The sequence below is a fragment of the Streptococcus sp. GMD5S genome (assembly GCF_000298715.2).
Lineage (GTDB): Bacteria > Bacillota > Bacilli > Lactobacillales > Streptococcaceae > Streptococcus.
Genome location: NZ_AJRG02000001.1, coordinates 283,127 through 303,373, shown reverse-complemented (window position 1 = coordinate 303,373; position 20,247 = coordinate 283,127). Strand labels below are relative to the sequence as shown.

At 42.3% G+C, this 20,247-nt stretch carries 20 protein-coding genes and 1 pseudogene; 18 read left to right on the top strand and 3 right to left on the bottom strand.

Going from position 1 to position 20,247, the window contains the following annotated elements; translation table 11 throughout:
* Positions 1 to 5: 5 nt before the first annotated feature.
* From mnmA to mnmG, 5 genes are all read left to right on the top strand, one after another.
* Positions 6 to 1,127 carry a tRNA 2-thiouridine(34) synthase MnmA gene (gene mnmA, locus GMD5S_RS0201435; RefSeq protein ID WP_001282942.1) on the top strand — a complete coding sequence of 374 codons (1,122 nt, stop codon included), beginning with the start codon at positions 6 to 8 and terminating at the stop codon, positions 1,125 to 1,127.
* Between the two features lie 21 nt (positions 1,128 to 1,148).
* On the top strand, positions 1,149 to 1,580 hold the full coding sequence (locus GMD5S_RS0201430) for an SseB family protein (protein WP_000485110.1): 432 nt from the start codon (positions 1,149 to 1,151) through the stop codon (positions 1,578 to 1,580).
* A gap of 149 nt (positions 1,581 to 1,729) precedes the next feature.
* Entirely contained in the window at positions 1,730 to 2,185 is a 456-nt protein-coding gene (locus tag GMD5S_RS0201425) for an NUDIX hydrolase (protein ID WP_000193660.1), read from the top strand.
* A gap of 8 nt (positions 2,186 to 2,193) precedes the next feature.
* Complete coding sequence (locus GMD5S_RS0201420; protein WP_000989471.1) at positions 2,194 to 2,625, top strand: NUDIX hydrolase; 432 nt, start codon at positions 2,194 to 2,196, stop codon at positions 2,623 to 2,625.
* Positions 2,615 to 4,528, top strand: a complete 1,914-nt coding sequence (gene mnmG, locus GMD5S_RS0201415) for a tRNA uridine-5-carboxymethylaminomethyl(34) synthesis enzyme MnmG (protein ID WP_000221917.1) — start codon at positions 2,615 to 2,617, stop codon at positions 4,526 to 4,528. The genes GMD5S_RS0201420 and mnmG overlap by 11 nt, the downstream gene beginning before the upstream one ends.
* Before the next feature lie 37 nt (positions 4,529 to 4,565).
* On the opposite strand, the gene rnjA is transcribed toward mnmG, so the two are convergent.
* The gene (gene rnjA / locus GMD5S_RS0201410) at positions 4,566 to 6,245 is read right to left on the bottom strand and encodes a ribonuclease J1 (RefSeq protein ID WP_000331972.1); all 1,680 of its coding nucleotides are present in this window, start codon (positions 6,243 to 6,245) and stop codon (positions 4,566 to 4,568) included.
* A 1-nt stretch (position 6,246) separates the two neighbouring features.
* Entirely contained in the window at positions 6,247 to 6,480 is a 234-nt protein-coding gene (locus GMD5S_RS0201405) for a DNA-dependent RNA polymerase subunit epsilon (RefSeq protein WP_000639581.1), read from the bottom strand.
* 1,000 nt (positions 6,481 to 7,480) lie between these two features.
* Between GMD5S_RS0201405 and GMD5S_RS0201395 the strand changes: the two genes are divergently transcribed.
* The 4 genes from GMD5S_RS0201395 to tsaD all read left to right on the top strand — a co-directional run bounded on the left by GMD5S_RS0201395 (position 7,481) and on the right by tsaD (position 10,068).
* Positions 7,481 to 7,696 carry a hypothetical protein gene (locus GMD5S_RS0201395; RefSeq protein WP_000492029.1) on the top strand — a complete coding sequence of 72 codons (216 nt, stop codon included), beginning with the start codon at positions 7,481 to 7,483 and terminating at the stop codon, positions 7,694 to 7,696.
* Positions 7,697 to 7,950: 254 nt separating this feature from the next.
* Complete coding sequence (gene tsaB, locus GMD5S_RS0201390; protein WP_000865681.1) at positions 7,951 to 8,634, top strand: tRNA (adenosine(37)-N6)-threonylcarbamoyltransferase complex dimerization subunit type 1 TsaB; 684 nt, start codon at positions 7,951 to 7,953, stop codon at positions 8,632 to 8,634.
* Positions 8,631 to 9,068, top strand: coding sequence for a ribosomal protein S18-alanine N-acetyltransferase (rimI, locus tag GMD5S_RS0201385; protein WP_000569855.1), 438 nt, complete (start codon positions 8,631 to 8,633; stop codon positions 9,066 to 9,068). Before tsaB ends, rimI begins: the two co-directional genes overlap by 4 nt.
* Positions 9,058 to 10,068 carry a tRNA (adenosine(37)-N6)-threonylcarbamoyltransferase complex transferase subunit TsaD gene (gene tsaD / locus GMD5S_RS0201380; RefSeq protein ID WP_000655082.1) on the top strand — a complete coding sequence of 337 codons (1,011 nt, stop codon included), beginning with the start codon at positions 9,058 to 9,060 and terminating at the stop codon, positions 10,066 to 10,068. Before rimI ends, tsaD begins: the two co-directional genes overlap by 11 nt.
* A gap of 134 nt (positions 10,069 to 10,202) precedes the next feature.
* Here the strand turns inward: tsaD and GMD5S_RS0201375 are convergent, their stop codons facing one another.
* Positions 10,203 to 12,413, bottom strand: a complete 2,211-nt coding sequence (locus GMD5S_RS0201375) for a hypothetical protein (RefSeq protein ID WP_237739029.1) — start codon at positions 12,411 to 12,413, stop codon at positions 10,203 to 10,205.
* Between the two features lie 472 nt (positions 12,414 to 12,885).
* Here GMD5S_RS0201375 and GMD5S_RS10405 point away from each other — a divergent pair.
* From GMD5S_RS10405 to GMD5S_RS0201325, 9 genes and pseudogenes are all read left to right on the top strand, one after another.
* Positions 12,886 to 13,008 (top strand): annotated as a pseudogene (locus GMD5S_RS10405) (MutR family transcriptional regulator); the annotation flags it as partial.
* A 262-nt stretch (positions 13,009 to 13,270) separates the two neighbouring features.
* The gene (locus GMD5S_RS0201360; protein WP_000673207.1) at positions 13,271 to 13,897 is read left to right on the top strand and encodes a hypothetical protein; all 627 of its coding nucleotides are present in this window, start codon (positions 13,271 to 13,273) and stop codon (positions 13,895 to 13,897) included.
* Positions 13,898 to 13,988: 91 nt separating this feature from the next.
* On the top strand, positions 13,989 to 14,597 hold the full coding sequence (locus tag GMD5S_RS0201355) for a hypothetical protein (RefSeq protein ID WP_025172597.1): 609 nt from the start codon (positions 13,989 to 13,991) through the stop codon (positions 14,595 to 14,597).
* Between the two features lie 140 nt (positions 14,598 to 14,737).
* Positions 14,738 to 15,433 carry an AzlC family ABC transporter permease gene (locus GMD5S_RS0201350; RefSeq protein WP_000659753.1) on the top strand — a complete coding sequence of 232 codons (696 nt, stop codon included), beginning with the start codon at positions 14,738 to 14,740 and terminating at the stop codon, positions 15,431 to 15,433.
* Positions 15,423 to 15,746 (top strand): AzlD domain-containing protein, encoded by a 324-nt coding sequence (locus GMD5S_RS0201345; RefSeq protein WP_000253936.1) that lies wholly within the window; start codon positions 15,423 to 15,425, stop codon positions 15,744 to 15,746. Before GMD5S_RS0201350 ends, GMD5S_RS0201345 begins: the two co-directional genes overlap by 11 nt.
* Before the next feature lie 102 nt (positions 15,747 to 15,848).
* Positions 15,849 to 16,691, top strand: a complete 843-nt coding sequence (locus GMD5S_RS0201340; RefSeq protein ID WP_000724967.1) for an amino acid ABC transporter substrate-binding protein — start codon at positions 15,849 to 15,851, stop codon at positions 16,689 to 16,691.
* A 154-nt stretch (positions 16,692 to 16,845) separates the two neighbouring features.
* Positions 16,846 to 17,700 carry a MetQ/NlpA family ABC transporter substrate-binding protein gene (locus GMD5S_RS0201335; RefSeq protein WP_000694533.1) on the top strand — a complete coding sequence of 285 codons (855 nt, stop codon included), beginning with the start codon at positions 16,846 to 16,848 and terminating at the stop codon, positions 17,698 to 17,700.
* A gap of 118 nt (positions 17,701 to 17,818) precedes the next feature.
* On the top strand, positions 17,819 to 19,192 hold the full coding sequence (locus tag GMD5S_RS0201330; protein WP_000231776.1) for a M20 family metallopeptidase: 1,374 nt from the start codon (positions 17,819 to 17,821) through the stop codon (positions 19,190 to 19,192).
* Positions 19,185 to 20,246, top strand: a complete 1,062-nt coding sequence (locus GMD5S_RS0201325) for a methionine ABC transporter ATP-binding protein (RefSeq protein ID WP_000085694.1) — start codon at positions 19,185 to 19,187, stop codon at positions 20,244 to 20,246. The genes GMD5S_RS0201330 and GMD5S_RS0201325 overlap by 8 nt, the downstream gene beginning before the upstream one ends.
* Position 20,247 lies beyond the last annotated feature (1 nt).

Below are 20,247 nucleotides of genomic sequence, written 5' to 3'. Positions count from 1 at the left end.
TTACCATGAGTGATAACTCTAAAACACGTGTTGTTGTGGGGATGAGTGGTGGTGTTGATTCGTCGGTGACGGCTCTCTTGCTCAAGGAGCAGGGCTACGATGTGATCGGTATCTTCATGAAGAACTGGGATGACACAGACGAAAACGGCGTCTGTACGGCGACCGAAGATTACAAGGATGTGGCTGCAGTGGCAGACCAGATTGGCATTCCTTACTACTCTGTCAATTTTGAAAAAGAGTACTGGGACCGCGTTTTTGAGTATTTCCTAGCGGAATACCGTGCAGGGCGCACGCCAAATCCAGACGTTATGTGTAACAAGGAAATCAAGTTCAAGGCCTTTTTGGATTATGCTATGACCTTGGGTGCAGACTATGTAGCGACTGGGCATTATGCTCGAGTGGCGCGTGATGAGGATGGCATCGTTCACATGCTTCGTGGCGTGGACAATGGCAAGGATCAGACCTATTTCCTCAGTCAACTTTCGCAAGAACAACTCCAAAAAACCATGTTCCCATTGGGACATTTGGAAAAGCCTGAAGTTCGCAGACTAGCTGAAGAAGCAGGACTTGCGACTGCTAAGAAGAAAGATTCGACAGGGATTTGCTTTATCGGAGAAAAGAACTTTAAAGAATTTCTCGGTAACTACTTGCCAGCCCAGCCTGGTCGCATGATGACTGTGGATGGACGCGATATGGGTGAGCATGCAGGTCTCATGTATTATACAATCGGTCAGCGTGGCGGTCTCGGTATCGGTGGACAACATGGCGGTGACAATGCCCCTTGGTTCGTTGTTGGAAAAGACCTAAGCAAGAACATCCTCTATGTCGGCCAAGGTTTCTACCATGATTCGCTTATGTCAACCAGCCTAGAAGCCAGTCAAGTTCATTTTACTCGTGAGATGCCAGAGGAATTTACGCTAGAATGTACGGCTAAATTCCGCTACCGTCAGCCTGATTCTAAGGTGACAGTACATGTCAAAGGAGATAAGGCAGAGGTCATCTTTGCGGAACCGCAACGCGCCATCACACCAGGACAGGCAGTTGTCTTTTACGATGGCGATGAGTGTCTCGGTGGCGGTTTGATTGATAATGCTTATCGAGATGGACAGGTTTGTCAGTACATTTAAGATTTTCTAAGAGGAAAGAGAATGTTTCAGTTTTTTAAGAAAAAAACGGCTAAAAAAGAGCAAACAATGAGCCTCTCTGACTATAAGAAAGAGTATTTGAGAGAGAAAACGACAGAGTCAATTGAAGCCTTGTTCAAGGAATTGAAACAAGCTAAAGTCTGGGTCCCCTTCAATCCGAATCTTCTGGATGAGAGTGATGAACAAGAAGGGGTACGACTAAAACCGGATATTCTGCGAAAGGGAGACGACTACTTCTATCCTTGTTTCTTAACTGAACAAGATATTCCCAGGGACTATTATGACCGTTTTTCCTGGTTGCAATTACCTCTTACGGACTGTTTATCTGTTGCGGAAGAGATAGGGGAGTTTCCGGTGAGAGGGATTGTTCTGGATGCCTTCTCTGACCCAGTCGAGATTGACAAAGGAGCTTTTGAAGCGATTCGCCAATTATAGTACATTTAGATTGACAAATTTTCTCAATTTGCTACAATAATAAAAGCAATAGAAATGATGGTCAAAGCTCATGGATGTTGCAGGCTTTTTTGTCCTGCACTTCTTTGGAGTTTTGACTGTTTTTGTGTCGTTTAAGGGAAAGGACAAAAATGACTCAACAAGACTTTCGGACAACAGTGGGAGACACGGTCTTTGGTGTTCGGGCGGCAGCCTTGATTCTCCAAAATGGCAAGCTCCTAGTTACTAAAGACAAGGGTAAATATTACACTATCGGCGGTGCGATTCAAGTCAATGAAAGCACGGAAGACGCGGTAGTCCGTGAAGTGAAGGAAGAACTAGGTGTCAAAGCTCAAGCTGGGCAGCTAGCTTTCGTGGTTGAAAATCGTTTTGAACAGGACGGTGTTTCCTATCACAACATCGAGTTTCATTACCTGGTGAATTTGCTTGAAGAAGCTCCATTGACCATGCAGGAAGATGTGAAAAGGCAACCTTGTGAGTGGATTGATTTGGATCAGCTCCAGAATATCCAGCTAGTTCCAGCCTTTTTAAAAACAGCCCTACCAGAATGGAACGGCCAACTAAAACACATTCATCTTGAGGAATAGGAGAGAAAATGATGGTTAAGCTTATTGCCCATGTACTTGTTCATAGTGGTGGTGATTATTTGCTCATTCAGCGTTCGGAAATTAAAAGAGGAGAACCCAACGTTTATCCAACTTACTGGGATATTCCTGGTGGCGGGGTTGAAAAGGGTGAACTTCCGCGAGATGGTGCTCTTAGAGAATGCATTGAAGAAGCGGGAGTTAGGCTAGATAGCAGTTCGCTCAAACTTCTTCACGAAGATAGTCAACTGGATACCTCTAAGGATACGGTTTTTACTCGCTTAGTTTATAAAGCAGAGTGGGTTGGGGAGAAGCCAATTATCAGATTAGATCCTGAAGAGCATACACACTTTAAATGGGTTACTATGGATCAAGCTCTAGAGGAGGAGAAGTTAGTTCCTTATTTGCGAGAAATTTTTGAAAGGTTAAGAAATGACTTATAATTTTACGGAAGAATACGATATTATTGTAATCGGTGCGGGGCACGCTGGGGTGGAGGCATCTCTAGCTGCTAGCCGTATGGGCTGCAAGGTATTGCTTGCGACCATCAACATTGAAATGCTGGCTTTCATGCCTTGTAATCCTTCTATCGGTGGCTCTGCCAAGGGGATTGTCGTGCGTGAAGTGGATGCCCTTGGTGGTGAAATGGCTAAAACCATTGACAAGACCTACATCCAGATGAAGATGCTCAACACTGGGAAAGGTCCAGCTGTCCGTGCCCTTCGTGCGCAGGCTGACAAGGAGCTTTACTCTAAGGAGATGCGCAAGACAGTTGAAAATCAAGAAAATCTCACCCTTCGTCAAACCATGATTGATGAAATTTTGGTGGAAGATGGCAAGGTTGTCGGTGTGCGTACAGCTACCCATCAAGAGTATGGAGCAAAAGCGGTTATTGTAACCACAGGAACAGCCCTCCGTGGGGAAATCATCATCGGAGACCTCAAGTACTCATCAGGTCCTAATCACAGTCTTGCTTCTATTAACCTAGCTGATAATCTCAAGGAATTGGGCCTCGAAATCGGTCGTTTCAAGACAGGAACCCCTCCACGTGTCAAGGCTTCCTCTATCAACTACGATGTGACAGAGATTCAGCCAGGAGATGAAGCACCAAATCACTTCTCATATACTTCACGTGATGAGGACTATGTCAAGGATCAAGTGCCATGCTGGTTGACCTATACCAATGGTACCAGTCATGAAATTATCCAAAATAACCTCCATCGTGCGCCTATGTTTACAGGTGTGGTCAAGGGAGTGGGACCTCGTTACTGTCCGTCAATTGAGGACAAGATTGTGCGCTTTGCGGACAAGGAACGCCACCAACTTTTCCTTGAGCCAGAAGGGCGCAATACAGAGGAAGTTTATGTTCAAGGTCTATCAACCAGTCTGCCAGAGGATGTACAGCGTGACTTGGTTCATTCTATCAAAGGTCTGGAAAATGCAGAGATGATGCGAACAGGTTATGCCATTGAGTACGACATGGTCTTGCCACACCAGTTGCGTGCGACTTTGGAAACCAAGAAAATCTCAGGACTCTTTACTGCTGGTCAGACAAATGGAACGTCAGGTTACGAAGAAGCTGCTGGCCAAGGGATTATCGCTGGTATCAATGCGGCTCTAAAAATCCAAGGCAAGCCTGAATTGATTTTGAAGCGCAGTGACGGCTATATCGGGGTCATGATTGACGACTTGGTGACCAAGGGAACTATTGAACCCTATCGTCTCTTGACCAGTCGTGCTGAATACCGTCTCATCCTCCGTCATGACAATGCTGATATGCGTTTGACTGAGATGGGTCGTGAGATTGGTCTCGTTGATGATGAACGCTGGGCCCGTTTTGAGATTAAGAAAAATCAATTTGACAATGAGATGAAACGCCTAGACAGCATCAAACTCAAGCCAGTCAAGGAAACGAACGCTAAGGTTGAAGCGATGGGATTCAAGCCGCTGACAGATGCAGTGACAGCCAAGGAATTCCTTCGCCGTCCAGAAGTCTCTTACCAAGATGTGGTGGCCTTTATCGGACCAGCTGCAGAGGACTTGGATGACAAGGTCATTGAATTGATTGAAACAGAGATCAAGTACGAGGGTTATATTTCCAAAGCCATGGATCAGGTTGCCAAGATGAAACGCATGGAAGAAAAACGCATTCCAGCCAATATCGACTGGGATGACATTGACTCGATCGCAACAGAAGCCCGTCAGAAGTTCAAACTCATCAATCCAGAAACCATCGGCCAAGCCAGCCGTATTTCGGGAGTAAATCCAGCAGATATTTCTATTTTGATGGTCTATCTTGAAGGTAAAAATCGTAGTATTTCTAAGAATCAAGAAAAGAAAGCATAGAGAAAAACAGCTCCGAAGACGGGGCTGTTTTGTTGCTTTATTCTTCATCTGGTGTGAGGATCATCGGAATGATGATCGGTTCACGTTCTGTATTTTCATAGAGGAATGGTCGAATGGCGTTGACAATAGCACCATTGACAGATTGGATGCTAGCATCTTTGTTTTTCAATGCGATACGAATGGCATTGAAGAGGATGCGCTGACTTTGACGAATCAAGTCGCCAGACTCTCTCATGTAGACAAAGCCTCGACTGAGGATGTCTGGACCAGACAGAATCATCTGCGATTTGAAGTCAACAGTTGCGACTGCAAGTACGACACCGTCTTCGGATAGATCTCTACGGTCTTTGAGGACGGCTGCACCGATTTCGCCGATACGATTTCCATCGACATAGATGTCTTGGGCATTGAAATGACCTGCGATACGAGCTGAGTTAGCAGTAAGGGCAAGCACGTCACCATTGCTCATGATAAAGATATTGTCCTTCTCGACACCAGTATCCACCGCTAGTCCAGCGTGGACTTTTTGCATGCGGTATTCACCATGGACAGGCATGAAGTATTTTGGCTTAATCAAACGGAGCATGAGTTTTTGCTCTTGCTGACCACCGTGTCCAGAGGTGTGGATATTGTTAATCTTTCCGTGGATGACTTCGACACCAGCTTCAGAAATGATGTTAATCAGCTTGTTGACGCTAGTGGTGTTTCCAGGGATTGGGCTAGAAGAGAAGATAACAGTATCGCCGGGTTGGAGTTGCACCTGACGGTGGGTTCCGTTAGCGATACGAGAGAGGGCTGCCATCGGCTCACCTTGACTACCTGTACAGAGGATCAGAACCTCGCCTGCAGGATAGTCTTTGATTTCATTTGGCTCGATAAAGGTTCCCTTAGGAGCTTTGATGTAGCCAAGCTCGATACCGTTGACAATGGCTTTTTCCATCGAACGTCCAAAGACTGCAATCTTGCGTCCAGTCTTAACAGCGGCATCCGTTGCTTGCTGGAGACGGAAGATATTTGAGGCAAAGGATGCAAAGATGATGCGTCCTTCAATGCCTTGGATAATCTTCATGATGGATTGGCCAACGACTTTTTCAGAGTTGGTAAAGGTTGGCACTTCTGCGTTTGTCGAGTCAGACAGGAGACAGAGTACGCCTTCTTCACCAAGGGCTGCCATCCGGTGCAAGTCCGCCGGTTCTCCAACTGGAGTGAAGTCGAACTTGAAGTCACCCGTACAAACGATTTTTCCTTGAGGAGTATGAATAACAATCCCCAAAGGCTCTGGAATAGAGTGAGTCGTTCTAAAGAAAGTTGCCTTGAGATTTTTAAAGGTCAACTCAGTGTTGTGATTGATTTCGTAAAGTTTGGCGTTGCGCAAGAGGCCGTGTTCTTCGAGTTTTCCACGGATCAAAGCTAAGGCAAGCGGTCCAGCGTAGATAGGGACATTTGCTTGCTTGAGCAGGAAGGGAATCCCACCAATGTGGTCCTCGTGTCCGTGGGTAATCAAAACAGCCTTGACGCGGTCGATATTGTCCACGATGTAAGAGTAATCAGGAATGACATAGTCGATACCCAGCAAGTCATCTTCTGGGAATTTAATCCCAGCATCGACGATAATAATCTCGTCTTGGTATTCAATTCCGTATGTGTTTTTTCCGATTTCTCCCAGACCACCGATGGCAAAAACGCCGACTTCTTCAGGTTTAAGAGTGTAGGCCATATTAGAACTCCGTAATCTCGAAAGCGCCAGTTTCTTTTTCGTAATCTAGCAATTTGTCAGACAAGAGTTCGATGAATTCGATGTTGTACTCTGGGCGGTTTTCTTCGACAAGTTGGCGAGCAGCGATACGGCCCTCAAGTTCTGAGTTGGCATCGATGTCTAGGTAAAGTGAGCGTGTTGTTTCACGACGTGGGCTACGTTCTTTTGTTTCTTGATAAAAAACTTTGTAAATCATATAGTTCCTTTCTATTTACAGGTCAGCTTATTCCAAACTTTTAGCAGAGATTTGCTTGATTTCATTCCATTTTGTGTCTAGATTGACCTTGATTCGTTACAATTATTTCAATTATACCACAAAATGAAAAATTAGTAAAAGACGGAAATGGAGAAAGTAGGGAGGGTAAGAAGGAGCAAAAAGACAGGTAGGATCTGGTCGGAGAGCGCTTAGGTGTTATAATTAAAGGGGGAATCTAAAGAGATAGTAGATTTAAGGAAGAATATAGTTCTAGTTTCATTAATCGTTGGAGTGGATGGTTGGGACAGAATGATATCTTTGAAAAAAGAAAAAGCTCTTGAGAAATCTCGAGAGCAACCAAAAAGGCTGAGACAAAACTCGGGGATTTTCCTGGAGCAGTCCAGATGGCAGCACCTCTACCTGAAGCGAATGCATCGCAACCTTTGAATGACTTGTCACCAAATCAAACTCGATCTCAGCTTTTACTTAATTCTATCATCTATGAGGCTAAGAAGTCAATCTATAAGTATAACGATGTAGAAATAGCATGGAGTGGAGCGCTTACTAAAAGGTAAAGACAAGCACTTAATTTAAGAGTAAGCAAAAAGAGAGGACCAATGGTAGTCAGGGGTCTTTACAGCTCAAAGCTGAGGGCAGTCCCACACCCGTACCAGAAGTTGGTACCTTTGAACGCTCTGTCACCAGTCGCCCTATGTTATCCTCTCGATATTTATACTTTACTATAACTTACTGAGGGAATCAACTTTAAAAGCATCAAAAAGCTCCTGACCGAAGTCAAGAGCCGTCAAACACTGGGGGCGAATTGTTCAATCGCAATTTCAGTTCTTTAGAAACCAAAGTTTCAGGGATAGCACTGCAACCCGAAGAGTCAACGACTCAACCTGATTTTCCTATCAGTGTTGAATTACATTTTAACATTGATAGAACAACATTGTCAACAGTTTATATAAAAATAGGAATACCAAAAGGAGGATTAAGAATGTTTAGTTTGTTTGAATTTGCAGTAGGGGTTCGCCTCTTGATGTTTGTAGTCTTTGTAGCTTGTGTCTATGGGGGGAATGCCCTGTTTGTGCATCTGGAACACCGCAAAACAAAGTTCCTTTGGAAGCTTGCTTTTGTGACGCTCTATTCAATTTTTCTCCTCCTTGTAACCTATGTTGTCTGGCTTGTTTTCTACTTTGGTTTAAATGCCTAAAGTCAATTATTCCTCTAGATAAACAGAAAATCCACCTCGTCTTGATAGATGGGATGGACTTTTTCTATTTTTAGGTGCTATCTTTATTGTTATGACGATGATTTCTCACATCGAAAATCGAGTTAAGGTATATATGACTTATTTACACTTCTTTTTGTCTAAGTGGCAGGCCCTTTTGTTTCAAAAAGAAGAAAATTCCCATGCGTCAGCTTTTGTAGTATAATAGTAAGCAGACAAAAAGATAGGAATGTGTTATGAAAGTATTAGCTTTTGATACGTCCAGCAAGGCTCTTTCTCTAGCCATTTTAGAGGATAAGCAAGTTCTTGCCGAGACTATGATCAATATCAAGAAAAACCACAGTATCACCCTTATGCCTGCCATCGATTTTTTGATGGAAAGTCTGGACCTGACACCCAAGGACTTGGATCGAATCGTGGTGGCAGAGGGACCAGGTAGCTACACAGGTTTACGAATTGCGGTAGCCACTGCCAAGACTTTGGCTCATACTCTGAACATTGAGTTAGTGGGGATGTCCAGCCTCTTAGCTCTGGTGCCAAGTCAGCAAGAAGGCTTGGTGGTTCCTATCATGGATGCACGTCGCAACAATGTCTATGCAGGATTTTATGAAAATGCCAAGGCTGTCTTTCCAGAAGCGCACCTGTCTTTTGCGGAAGTGCTAGAGCAGGTCAAGGATGCTGAGCAGGTGACCTTTGTCGGAGAAGTTGGAGCCTTTGTGGAACAAATCCAAGAGCATCTGCCACAAACTAACTACGAAGAAACCTTGCCAAATGCAGCTAATCTAGCTCTTTGGGCCTGGGATAAGGAAGCAGACTCCTTGCACGACTTTGTGCCAAATTACCTCAAGCGTGTCGAAGCCGAGGAAAACTGGCTCAAGAATCACACCGAGTCTGGCGAGTCTTATATTAAACGCCTATGATAGAGATCAAACGAATCCAACAGCGACCTGACTTGGCTCAAGCTATCTATGCTGTTATGGTAGATGTTTACCCAGTCAGCCCTTGGACGCTGGAACAAATCCAAGCAGACCTATCCCAAGATCAGACCTGGTATGCATTGGCTTATGATGGGGGAGAAGTGATTGGCTTTCTAGCCGTTCAGGAGAATCTCTTTGAAGCAGAAGTCCTACAAATCGCTGTCAAAGGAGCCTATCAGGGTCAGGAAATTGCGTCAGCCTTGTTTGCTCAATTGCCGACAGATAAGGAGATTTTCCTTGAAGTCAGAAAGTCAAACCAACGAGCGCAAGCATTTTACAAGAAAGAAAAGATGGTGGTCATCGCTGAGAGAAAGGCCTACTACCATGACCCAGTCGAGGACGCCATTATCATGAAGAGAGAAATAGATGAAGGATAGATATATTTTAGCATTTGAGACATCTTGTGATGAGACCAGTGTCGCTGTCTTAAAAAACGACGACCAGCTCTTGTCCAATGTCATCGCTAGTCAAATCGAGAGCCACAAACGTTTTGGTGGCGTAGTGCCAGAAGTGGCCAGTCGTCACCATGTCGAGGTTATTACGGCCTGTATTGAGGAGTCGCTAGCAGAAGCAGGGATTACCGAAGAGAACATAACAGCTGTGGCGGTTACCTACGGACCAGGCCTGGTCGGAGCCTTGCTTGTTGGTTTGTCAGCTGCCAAGGCCTTTGCTTGGGCACATGGCCTGCCGCTTATCCCCGTCAACCACATGGCTGGCCACCTAATGGCAGCTCAGAGTGTGGAGCCTTTGGAGTTTCCTTTGTTGGCACTCTTGGTCAGCGGAGGACACACCGAGTTGGTCTATGTGTCAGAGGCTGGCGATTACAAGATTGTTGGGGAGACACGAGATGATGCGGTTGGTGAGGCCTATGATAAGGTCGGCCGTGTCATGGGCTTGACTTATCCAGCAGGTCGCGAGATTGACGAGTTGGCCCATCAAGGTCAGGATGTTTATGACTTCCCTCGTGCCATGATCAAGGAAGACAATCTGGAGTTTTCATTCTCAGGTTTGAAGTCTGCCTTTATCAATCTTTACCACAATGCTGAGCAAAAGGGAGAAAGCTTGTCTACAGAGGATTTGTGTGCTTCCTTCCAAGCAGCTGTCATGGATATTCTCATGGTAAAAACCAAGAAAGCCCTAGATAAATATCCTGTTAAAACCCTTGTTGTCGCAGGTGGTGTGGCGGCCAATAAAGGTCTTAGAGAACGCCTAGCAGCCGAAATTACAGATGTCAAAGTCATCATTCCACCCCTGCGTCTCTGTGGAGACAATGCAGGTATGATTGCCTATGCCAGTGTCAGCGAGTGGAACAAAGAAAACTTCGCAGGCCTGGACCTCAATGCCAAACCAAGTCTCGCTTTTGATACCATAGAATAAAGAGTCAGCTTGAGGCTGGCTTTTTTGCTAAAATATTTTAGGTAACTATATATCAGTTTACACTAGACACAATATATAGTGCTTACAAGAATATCAAAAAGGCGACTTCCAAGAGGAAATCGTCTTTTTCATGCTTATTTCAAAAATTCATACTCAAATAGGAATGGCACAATTTCAGAATTATAATACTCTTTTACCATTGTTTTCAATGTATTCAAGTGTCCGTTTAATTCGGGATAGTTATAGATTGTTTTATCATTTTCATCTTTTTCAGATGTGTTAAGCTCATCAATAATCTGATAAACTGAATACGTTAATTTAGAATTATAATTTTTCGTTTTCTTAGCTTCTGTTAGGACTTTTCCCCATTGTTCAAATAAATCAGTCTCTTTAGAACCTTGTTTCAATTTTGCTAAGCTGACTGTTGCTAGCGTATCTCCATTAGAGTTATCCAATGACAACTCATTTCGGTAGAATCGTCCATCAGAACCATATAAACTTCTCATGTGATTTTGCGTTTCAAGTGTTGTGAATAGAAGAATTTTCAATAAGTCTTGTTCAATCTTGTTACTTGATACAGCTTTATTAAAACGTTCAACGCCATCGGCCGATTTCATAATATTAGCACGCTGTGTCCAGTGACGATTATAAGTAATGTAGCGACTGGCGGCAAACATTGGGAGTTTTTCTAGGAAGTTGTCAGAGCGAAGGAAAAAGCCATGTCCATCATATCTACCTGCCATTATTAAGGTAGCGTGTAAATCTGGGTTATCAAATCCAGAACTATATACTGCCATATAGCCCAGAATGTTTGAATTAAATAAAGGAACAACACTCTTAGTTTTACCTTCATACTCTTTACCATTTAATCCTAGATAAAGTCCATTATTTTCATCATCTATGAACTTTCTTTTATCAAAGTACTTTTGGCTATACGTGCTATGTATCCTTTTAATAATGATATTATTTTCAGGAAGTAAATTTCCATCCTTATCAATATCATAGGCTTCTAATTTTAGTGACTCTAGTGCAACTTCTTCTTTACTCCAAAGAGCACACATAATCATCGCATGAATATTAGTGTGAAAGTGTTTGCGATTAAAAGCAAAACCACCTAAAAATTTTTGATTGATGAGATGCTGAGCTTTCCAATACTTTACAGGACTATAGACAATATAAGAATCTGTTGGTTGGCGTAAATAATATTTGAAAGCAGACCAGATAAAGATATTTCCGAGTTCGTTTGTCGCTTGTCCTTTAACCTCTTTTTTCATCTCCGTCACTAAAAAGCTCTTTTTCCAAGCAGATGATTTCTTACTAGTCCCAGCTTTTTGGTGTTCAATAGAAGTAGTCTCTGCATAAGGGGGATTCTCGTACATGATAATTGTCACTTTTGGGTCGTTGATATAGCGTTTAATAATTTCATTGTTAATGTATTCCTTGCTAAGAGCGTCAGCTCCTCGGACTAGTCCCATATTAAACGTATCTTCTTTCTCAGTTGGTGGGATAATGTGGCGAACCTTGTCACCTAGCAACTCAACAAGAACTTTATATTCATAGTATTCAATAGTAGAAAGGACGCAGTGACTTAGTTCCTCGTCGCTCATCAATTTCTCGAGGTTTCCAGTCCCAGCACATCTATCCAAAATAATATAATCATTTCCTTCTGGAACACGCTTAATAGCTTGTCGGACTAGCTCCAATGACTTTTCAACATAAGGTTCAGGAGTGTAGAAAGCTCCTAAGTTTTTCTTTTGTAAAGTATCATTGAGTTTATCCATCAAATAGTGAAATTGTGCATTAGTTTCACCGATATAGGGATTGATAAATTCTTTTAGTTTCTCAGGTTTCCGAATTTCACCAATAATTTTAACTTTACCAGTTTGGTCACCGATAAAATCAGACTTTTTAGCTCCTTTGTTTTCACGATAAAAACGTTCCGCCCAACCAACAATACAGTTTTCGTCAATGTTAATTTTTGTGTATTGCTTTGAACGTAGTAAAGTAATGAGACGACTTTCATCTAGTTGACTTTGACCGTATTCTAAAACCTCAAGAGGAGCATCAGAAGAAAAACCAGCTGTTTTAACACTTGCACCACCAAAATATACTTTTTCGATATGTGTTAAATATTCCTGACTATCAAAAACGTAGATTTTTTCATTCGTTAGCGATACAAGCAGAATGTTTTTAGGGATTTCTTTCCCTTTGATTCTCCGAGCGGATAGATATTTGATGGTTTGGAATAGAACAGAGTTAATATCATTGATAACAACTTTAAATTCAATCAGATTTCCATATACAATACCATCTGTATAATCCGTTAAAATATCATCTGTTTTCAAAGTTTTATCAACAAGAGGTAGATAATCTTGATAAAACTTGAGTTGTCCATCAACTTCGTTTGAGAAATGGTTATGCATATTGTAGCTCCCCATTTCTCTCTAAAGATAACTCAGAAAACTCAACATAAAAAGCCTTCTCACAAAAATGTGAAAATGCCTGTTTTAATGCTTGACAAAAAACACGTCCGATTACATAATCAGCGTGAGCTGTGAGCTGTGATTGCGTTCATAATACTTAATTTCCTTTATTTTTGTTACTTCTATTATATCAAAATTTTGAAATCCTGCGAAGAATTTAGACATTATTAAAAGACGATTTCCGTTTGTAAGTCGCCTTTTTGATATTCTCGTAAGCACTATATCTTGTGTCTAGTGTAAACGGGTATATAGTTCCCATATTTTATAACATGTTAAAAAAGGAAAAGTATTTACGAATGGAATAGTAAAGAGGGTTTTGGACAGGAGTTTGGTCATGATTGAAAAGATGGCATTGGGAGAATTTTACAAGGAATTGCGATTGGCTAGAAAACTCAAGCAGTCAGATGTAGCTTGTGATGGACTGACAGCATCTCAGTTATCCAAGTTTGAGTTAGGGTAGTCTTCGTGTTATACTGTCTTTGTTTCATAGTATAGGAGAAAATAGAATGAAAAAGATAATCTCTGTACTGCACCCCAAAAGTTAGATTTTTCTGTCTAACTTTTGGGGTGCAGTACAGTTTCAGTCTTTTTTATTTTGACTATCTGTTACTAGTTTTTGATCAATTCTTTGTTTCCTCAAAATTTAGAGAACAAATCTCAAAATGTAATCGAAAAATTCAAAGTTTGTCAATCCTAGAGTTTTCTTGTATAGTAGAAATATGAAATTTACAAAAATAATTAGTAGTTTGCTTGCTATTGGAGTGCTAATCTTATTTATAAAATCTTACCAAAACTTTAAAAATTTGGAATTTCCTAGTACGCAGTTAGTCATGTTTAAATCTCTTTCCTTTTATATGTCCACAGAATCTTTTGAAAAAGTATTTGGAGAAGCTGATAAAGTTGTTGAGGAAACAGAAATGGCTTATCGTGATACTTGGCGTGCAGAAGACCCTTATTTTTATAAAACAGGTCGCCTCTTCTACTATTACGAAAACATGAGGTGGAAAGACTATACTGTTCGTGCAGATTTCACATTTTCAAAATGGCATACTTTAGAAGAAGTAAGAGTCTCTTTTCCTATCAATTCAAAAGTGGAACAGAAAGAACTGGTCAACAATTTATCTCAGTTTATAAAAACAGAGATTGAAACTTTGCCAGACTATCAGTCTTTGACTGTTGAAATGCTAGGACTCGAGAAAGATTCTTATCGATATAAAGCCAAATTACAAGGACAAATGGAGGAACTCTGGGTTGAAGTCTATCCAACAGAACTAGGTTATCATGAGAAACCTGAAGATAAGAAATATGGGGTTGGGATTAGTCAATATCGGAGGCATGCATCGTAATCCTTTCCTTCTATACCCTAGAATAGAAGTCAGTTAATGGTTAACTCTTTTATCTTGGACAAATGATAGAGTTTTTTAGTATAGTAAAAATATGAAAATTACAAAAATAATCAGTAGTTTACTTGCTCTTGGAGCTTTACTCATGCTTTTATCAGCTTGCCATAATATCAACAAGACGCAACTAGTTTTGTTTGAATCCCTTTCGTTTGGTATGCCTGTTAAATCTTTTGAAGAAGTATTTGGAGAGGCTAGCCAAGTGGTGGAAGAAGAGGAAATGGCCTATCGCGATACTTGGCGTGCAGAAGACCCTTATTTCTATAAAACAGGTCGCCTTTTCTATGATTACGAAAATATTTCTTTGAAGGGCCATACAGGTCGAGTAAGATTCACATTTTCAAAATCGCATCGCTTGGAAGAAGCGACAGCTCATATTACTGTAGCTTCAAAAGGGGAGCAACAAGTAGTGATCAACAATCTATCCCAGACTGTAAAAAAAGAATTGGAAGAACTCCCAGATTACCAGTCCATGACCACTGATCCGGTAGGACTCTATGATGACGGTTATCGCTACAAGGTCAAGCTGAAAGGACAACAGTGGGAACTCTGGGTCGATGTCTATCCGACAGAAGATGAAGATGCTGAAAAAACTGAAGCCAACAAGTATATGATTCGAGTGGATCAATTTCTCATGTATCCATAAACAGGTAACATTTTTTACAATGTTTACTAGCTTCAAGTTTCAAACTCTAAACTTTTTTCCCTTATTTGAATATGTTATAATAGTCCGTGCTGTGGCTGTGATAACGAACAGCCTCAATTGGAGAGAATATGAGGAGAAGGATGAAAGAAAAAGGATTTTGGGAAGGTGTACAGGCGGCCATGCCGACTGCCCTTGGCTATGTCAGCATTGGCCTGGCTTGTGGGATTATCGGTGCGCCCTATGTGACACCTGTTGAGATGGGCTTGATGAGCCTCTTTGTTTATGCTGGGAGCGCCCAGTTTGCCATGTTGGCATTGATTGCGGTACAAGCGCCTGTGGCAGCTATTGCTATGACGGTCTTTTTGATCAACTTGCGCCTCTTTTTGCTGAGCTTGCATGCATCGACCTATTTCCGTCATACTAGTCTCTGGCAAAATATCGGCATGTCCAGTCTCCTGACAGATGAGACCTATGGGGTTTTGATGGGAGAATTAGCCCATACAGACAAGGTCCATCCTATGTGGATGCATGGGAACAATCTCAATAGTTATGTAGCCTGGTTTATTGGGACAGTTGCGGGGACAGCTTTAGGTGGACTTCTTCCAAATCCTGAGGTCTTTGGATTAGACTTTGCCCTTGTTGGGATGTTTATTGGGATTTTTACCTCGCAATTTCAGATTATGCAAAGACGGGTTCCTGTACGGAATCTGCTGATGATCCTAGCCGTTGTTGCGGTGTCCTTCTTTTTGTTCTTGACAGTGGTGTCTCAGTCGCTAGCTGTTCTGTTTGCGACCTTGCTAGGTTGTACCATGGGGGTGGTCTTAGATGGTCAGTAAATATCTTTTGTTAGCTGTTATCTTTTCAGGCCTAGTGACTTGGATACCTCGTATGATTCCCTTCATCTTGGTTAAGTACAAGGGGTTGCCAGCTATCGTTGAGCGTTTTTTGAAGTTCTTGCCTGTTTCCATTATCTTTGCCTTGATCCTTTCAAGCGTAGTGACTGGCAAGGTTGGCAGCCTTCCTCAGATCAAATGGCTGGACTTTTTAGCAGTCTTTCCAACGGCTTGGGTAGCCTTTCGCTACCGCAATCTAGTGGGTACGGTTCTTTTTGGAGTAGTCTTGATTGCAGTCTTACGTCTGGTCTTTTAGTCAGCCATAAAAAAAACCTATCACCGAGATAGATATCATATAATGGCGAAAAAAAATATTTTCTGTTAAGATAGTAAAGTATTCTATTTTGGAGGAAATGACATGAAAAAAATCGTCAAATATTCATCTCTTGCAGCTCTAGGACTTGTTGCCGCAGGTGTACTAGCAGCTTGCTCAGGTGGAGATAAGAAAGATACTGCAACTAGCGAAGCAGCATCTGGTAAGAAAGAAATTATCGTTGCAACCAATGCTTCACCAAAACCATTCAACTACGAAGAAAATGGCGAGTTGACTGGTTATGAGATTGAAGTAGTCCGTGCTATCTTTAAAGACTCTGACAAATACGATGTCAAGTTTGAAAAGACAGAGTGGTCAGGTGTCTTTGCAGGCCTTGATAGCGATCGCTACCAAATGGCTGTGAATAATATCAGCTATACCAAAGAACGTGCTGAAAAGTACCTTTATGCAGCACCAACTGCTAAAAACCCTAACGTTCTCGTTGTGAAGAAAGATGACGACAGCATCAAGTCACTTGATGATATCGGAGGCAAGTCTACTGAGGTTGTTCAAGGGACAACATCAGCTAAACAGCTAGAAGATTATAACAAACAACACGCAGACAATCCAACGGTTCTTAACTACACCAAGGCTGATTTCCAACAAATCATGTCACGTTTGAGCGATGGTCAGTTTGACTACAAGATCTTTGATAAAATCGGTGTTGAAACAGTTATCAAGAACCAAGGTTTGGACAACTTGAAAGTCATCGAACTTCCAAGCGACCAACAACCTTATGTTTACCCACTTCTTGCTAAAGGTCAAGATGAGTTGAAATCATTTGTGGACAAACGCATCCAAGAACTCTACAAAGACGGAACTCTTGAAAAATTGTCTAAACAGTTCTTCGGAGACACTTATCTCCCAGCAGAAGCTGATATTAAATAGTCGTATGAAATCATCCAGTCTGAGAAAGGCGGATGATTTCTCAATTTTTAGGTATATAGTTTCAAACTATATGTCTGCCTATCTAATAACAATTTGCTAAATCAAATAAAGTATGAGATACTATTACGGTATTATTTTTAAAGGAGATAGAATCATGAAAATTAAAAAATGGCTCGGTGTAGCAGCTCTTGCTACAGTCGCAGGTTTGACTCTTGCAGCTTGCGGAAATTCAGAAAAGAAAGCAGACAACGAAACAGTTGTCAAAATTGCAACAGTTAACCGTAGCGGTTCTGAAGAAGCACGTTGGGATAAAATCCAAGAATTGGTTGAAAAAGATGGAATTAAATTGGAATTCACAGAGTTCACAGACTATTCACAACCAAACAAGGCAACTGCTGATGGCGAAGTAGACTTGAACGCTTTCCAACACTACAACTTCTTGAACAACTGGAACAAAGAAAACGGGAAAGACCTTGTAGCGATTGCAGATACCTACATCTCACCAATCCGCCTTTACTCAGGTAAAAATGGGGAAGAAAACAAGTACACCAAAGTGGAAGAAATCCCAGATAACGGTGAAATTGCCGTGCCAAACGATGCAACAAACGAAAGCCGTGCGCTTTACTTGCTTCAATCAGCTGGTTTGATCAAATTGGATGTTTCTGGAACTGCTCTTGCAACAGTTGCGAACATTACAGAAAATCCAAAGAACTTGAAGATTACTGAATTGGACGCTAGCCAAACAGCTCGTTCATTGTCATCAGTTGACGCTGCCGTTGTAAACAATACCTTCGTTACAGAAGCAAAATTGGACTACAAGAAAGCACTCTTCAAAGAGCAAGCTGATGAAAACTCAAAACAATGGTACAACATCATCGTTGCAAAAAAAGATTGGGAATCATCACCTAAAGCTGATGCCATCAAGAAAATTATCGCGGCTTACCACACTGATGAAGTGAAAAAAGTTATCGAAGAAACATCAGACGGTTTGGACCAACCAGTTTGGTAATAAGACATAGGGAGGTGGGAGAGAGTTTCCACCTCTTACTTTTGTATAGAGAGTTGATTTTTAAGAGGCACTTGTGGTCGTTCTGAGGACACAAGTACGTAGTAGAAAGAGAGAGAAAATGGTTTTTCCTAGCGAACAAGAGCAGATTGAAAAATTTGAGAAGGATCATGTGGCCCAACATTATTTCGAAGTCTTACGCACCTTAATTTCCAAGAAATCCGTCTTTGCCCAGCAGGTTGGACTCAAGGAAGTCGCAAACTATCTGGGTGAGATTTTCAAGCGTGTGGGGGCTGAAGTGGAGATTGATGAGAGTTACACAGCTCCCTTTGTCATGGCACATTTCAAGAGTTCGCGTCCAGATGCCAAGACCTTGATCTTCTATAACCACTATGACACCGTACCAGCGGACGGAGATCAGATCTGGACAGAGGATCCCTTTACACTTTCTGTGCGAAATGGTTTTATGTATGGGCGAGGAGTTGACGACGATAAGGGCCACATCACAGCTCGTTTGAGTGCTCTGAGAAAGTATATGCAGCACCACGATGACCTCCCTGTCAATATCAGTTTTATCATGGAAGGGGCAGAGGAGTCTGCTTCTATGGATCTAGATAAGTATTTAGGGAAACACGCAGACAAACTCCGAGGAGCAGATTTGCTAGTTTGGGAGCAAGGAACGAAAAATGCCTTGGAGCAGTTAGAAATTTCTGGTGGAAACAAGGGAATCGTGACCTTTGATGCCAAGGTGAAAAGTGCGGATGTAGATATCCACTCGAGTTATGGTGGTGTCGTGGAGTCAGCACCATGGTATCTTATCCAGGCCTTAAGTAGTCTGCGAGCTGCTGATGGGCGTATCTTGGTAGAAGGCTTGTACGAGGATGTTCAAGAGCCAAATGAACGAGAACTAGCCTTGGTGGATACCTACGCCCAACGCAATCCTGAGGAAATCAGTCGCATTTATGGCTTGGAATTGCCTCTCTTACAAGAGGAACGTGCAGCCTTTCTAAAACGTTTCTTTTTCGAGCCAGCTCTTAATATTGAAGGGATTCAGTCAGGTTATCAAGGGCAAGGGGTTAAAACGATTTTGCCAGCAGAAGCCAGTGCTAAGCTAGAGGTTCGTTTGGTTCCTGGCCTAGAACCGCATGATGTTCTGGAAAAAATTCGGAAACAGCTAGACAAAAATGGCTTTGATAAGGTAGAATTATACTATACCTTGGGAGAGATGAGCTATCGAAGCGATATGAGCGCACCAGCCATTCTCAATGTGATTGAGTTGGCCAAGAAATTCTATCCACAGGGCGTTTCAGTCTTGCCGACCACAGCGGGGACAGGACCTATGCATACGGTTTTTGACGCCCTAGAGGTACCCATGGTGGCCTTCGGTCTAGGAAATGCCAATAGCCGAGACCACGGTGGAGATGAAAACGTGCGAATCGCCGATTACTACACCCATATTGAATTAGTAGAGGAGCTGATTAGAAGCTATGAGTAGAGATATTATCAAGTTAGATCAGATTGATGTGACTTTTCACCAAAAGAAGAGAACCATCACAGCGGTCAAGGATGTGACCATTCACATCCAAGAAGGGGATATCTACGGAATCGTTGGGTATTCTGGAGCAGGGAAATCCACTCTAGTCCGAGTGATTAACCTCCTGCAAAAGCCATCTGCTGGGAAAATTACCATTGATAACGACGTCATTTTTGATGGCAGAGTGACCTTGACTGCCGAGCAGTTGCGTCGGAAGCGTCAAGACATTGGGATGATTTTCCAGCACTTTAATCTGATGAGTCAAAAGACAGCCGAGGAAAATGTAGCCTTTGCCCTCAAACACTCTGGACTCAGCAAGGAAGAAAAGAAAGCAAAAGTAGCTAAGTTGTTGGACTTGGTTGGCTTGGCTGATCGTGCAGAAAACTATCCGTCACAACTATCAGGAGGGCAAAAACAGCGTGTGGCCATTGCGCGTGCCTTGGCAAATGATCCAAAAATCTTGATTTCAGATGAGTCAACATCTGCCCTTGACCCTAAGACAACCAAGCAGATTCTGGCCTTGTTGCAAGATTTGAACCAAAAATTAGGCTTGACCGTTGTCCTGATTACACACGAAATGCAGATTGTTAAAGACATTGCCAACCGTGTGGCAGTCATGCAGGATGGGCATTTGATTGAAGAGGGCAGTGTCCTTGAAATCTTCTCAGACCCTAAACAACCTTTGACCCAAGACTTCATCTCTACTGCAACAGGTATTGACGAAGCCATGGTTAAGATTGAGAAGCAAGAAATCGTGGAAAATCTGTCTGAAAACAGTATCTTAGTACAGCTCAAGTATGCAGGAGCTTCGACAGACGAGCCACTTTTGAATGAATTGTACAAGCGTTACCAAGTAACGGCCAATATCCTCTATGGAAATATCGAAATTCTCGATGGCACTCCCGTTGGAGAATTGGTTGTGGTCTTGTCAGGGGAAAAAGCAGCGCTAGTAGGTGCTCAAGATGCCATCCGTCAGGCTGGCGTCCAGCTAAAAGTATTGAAGGGAGGACAGTAAA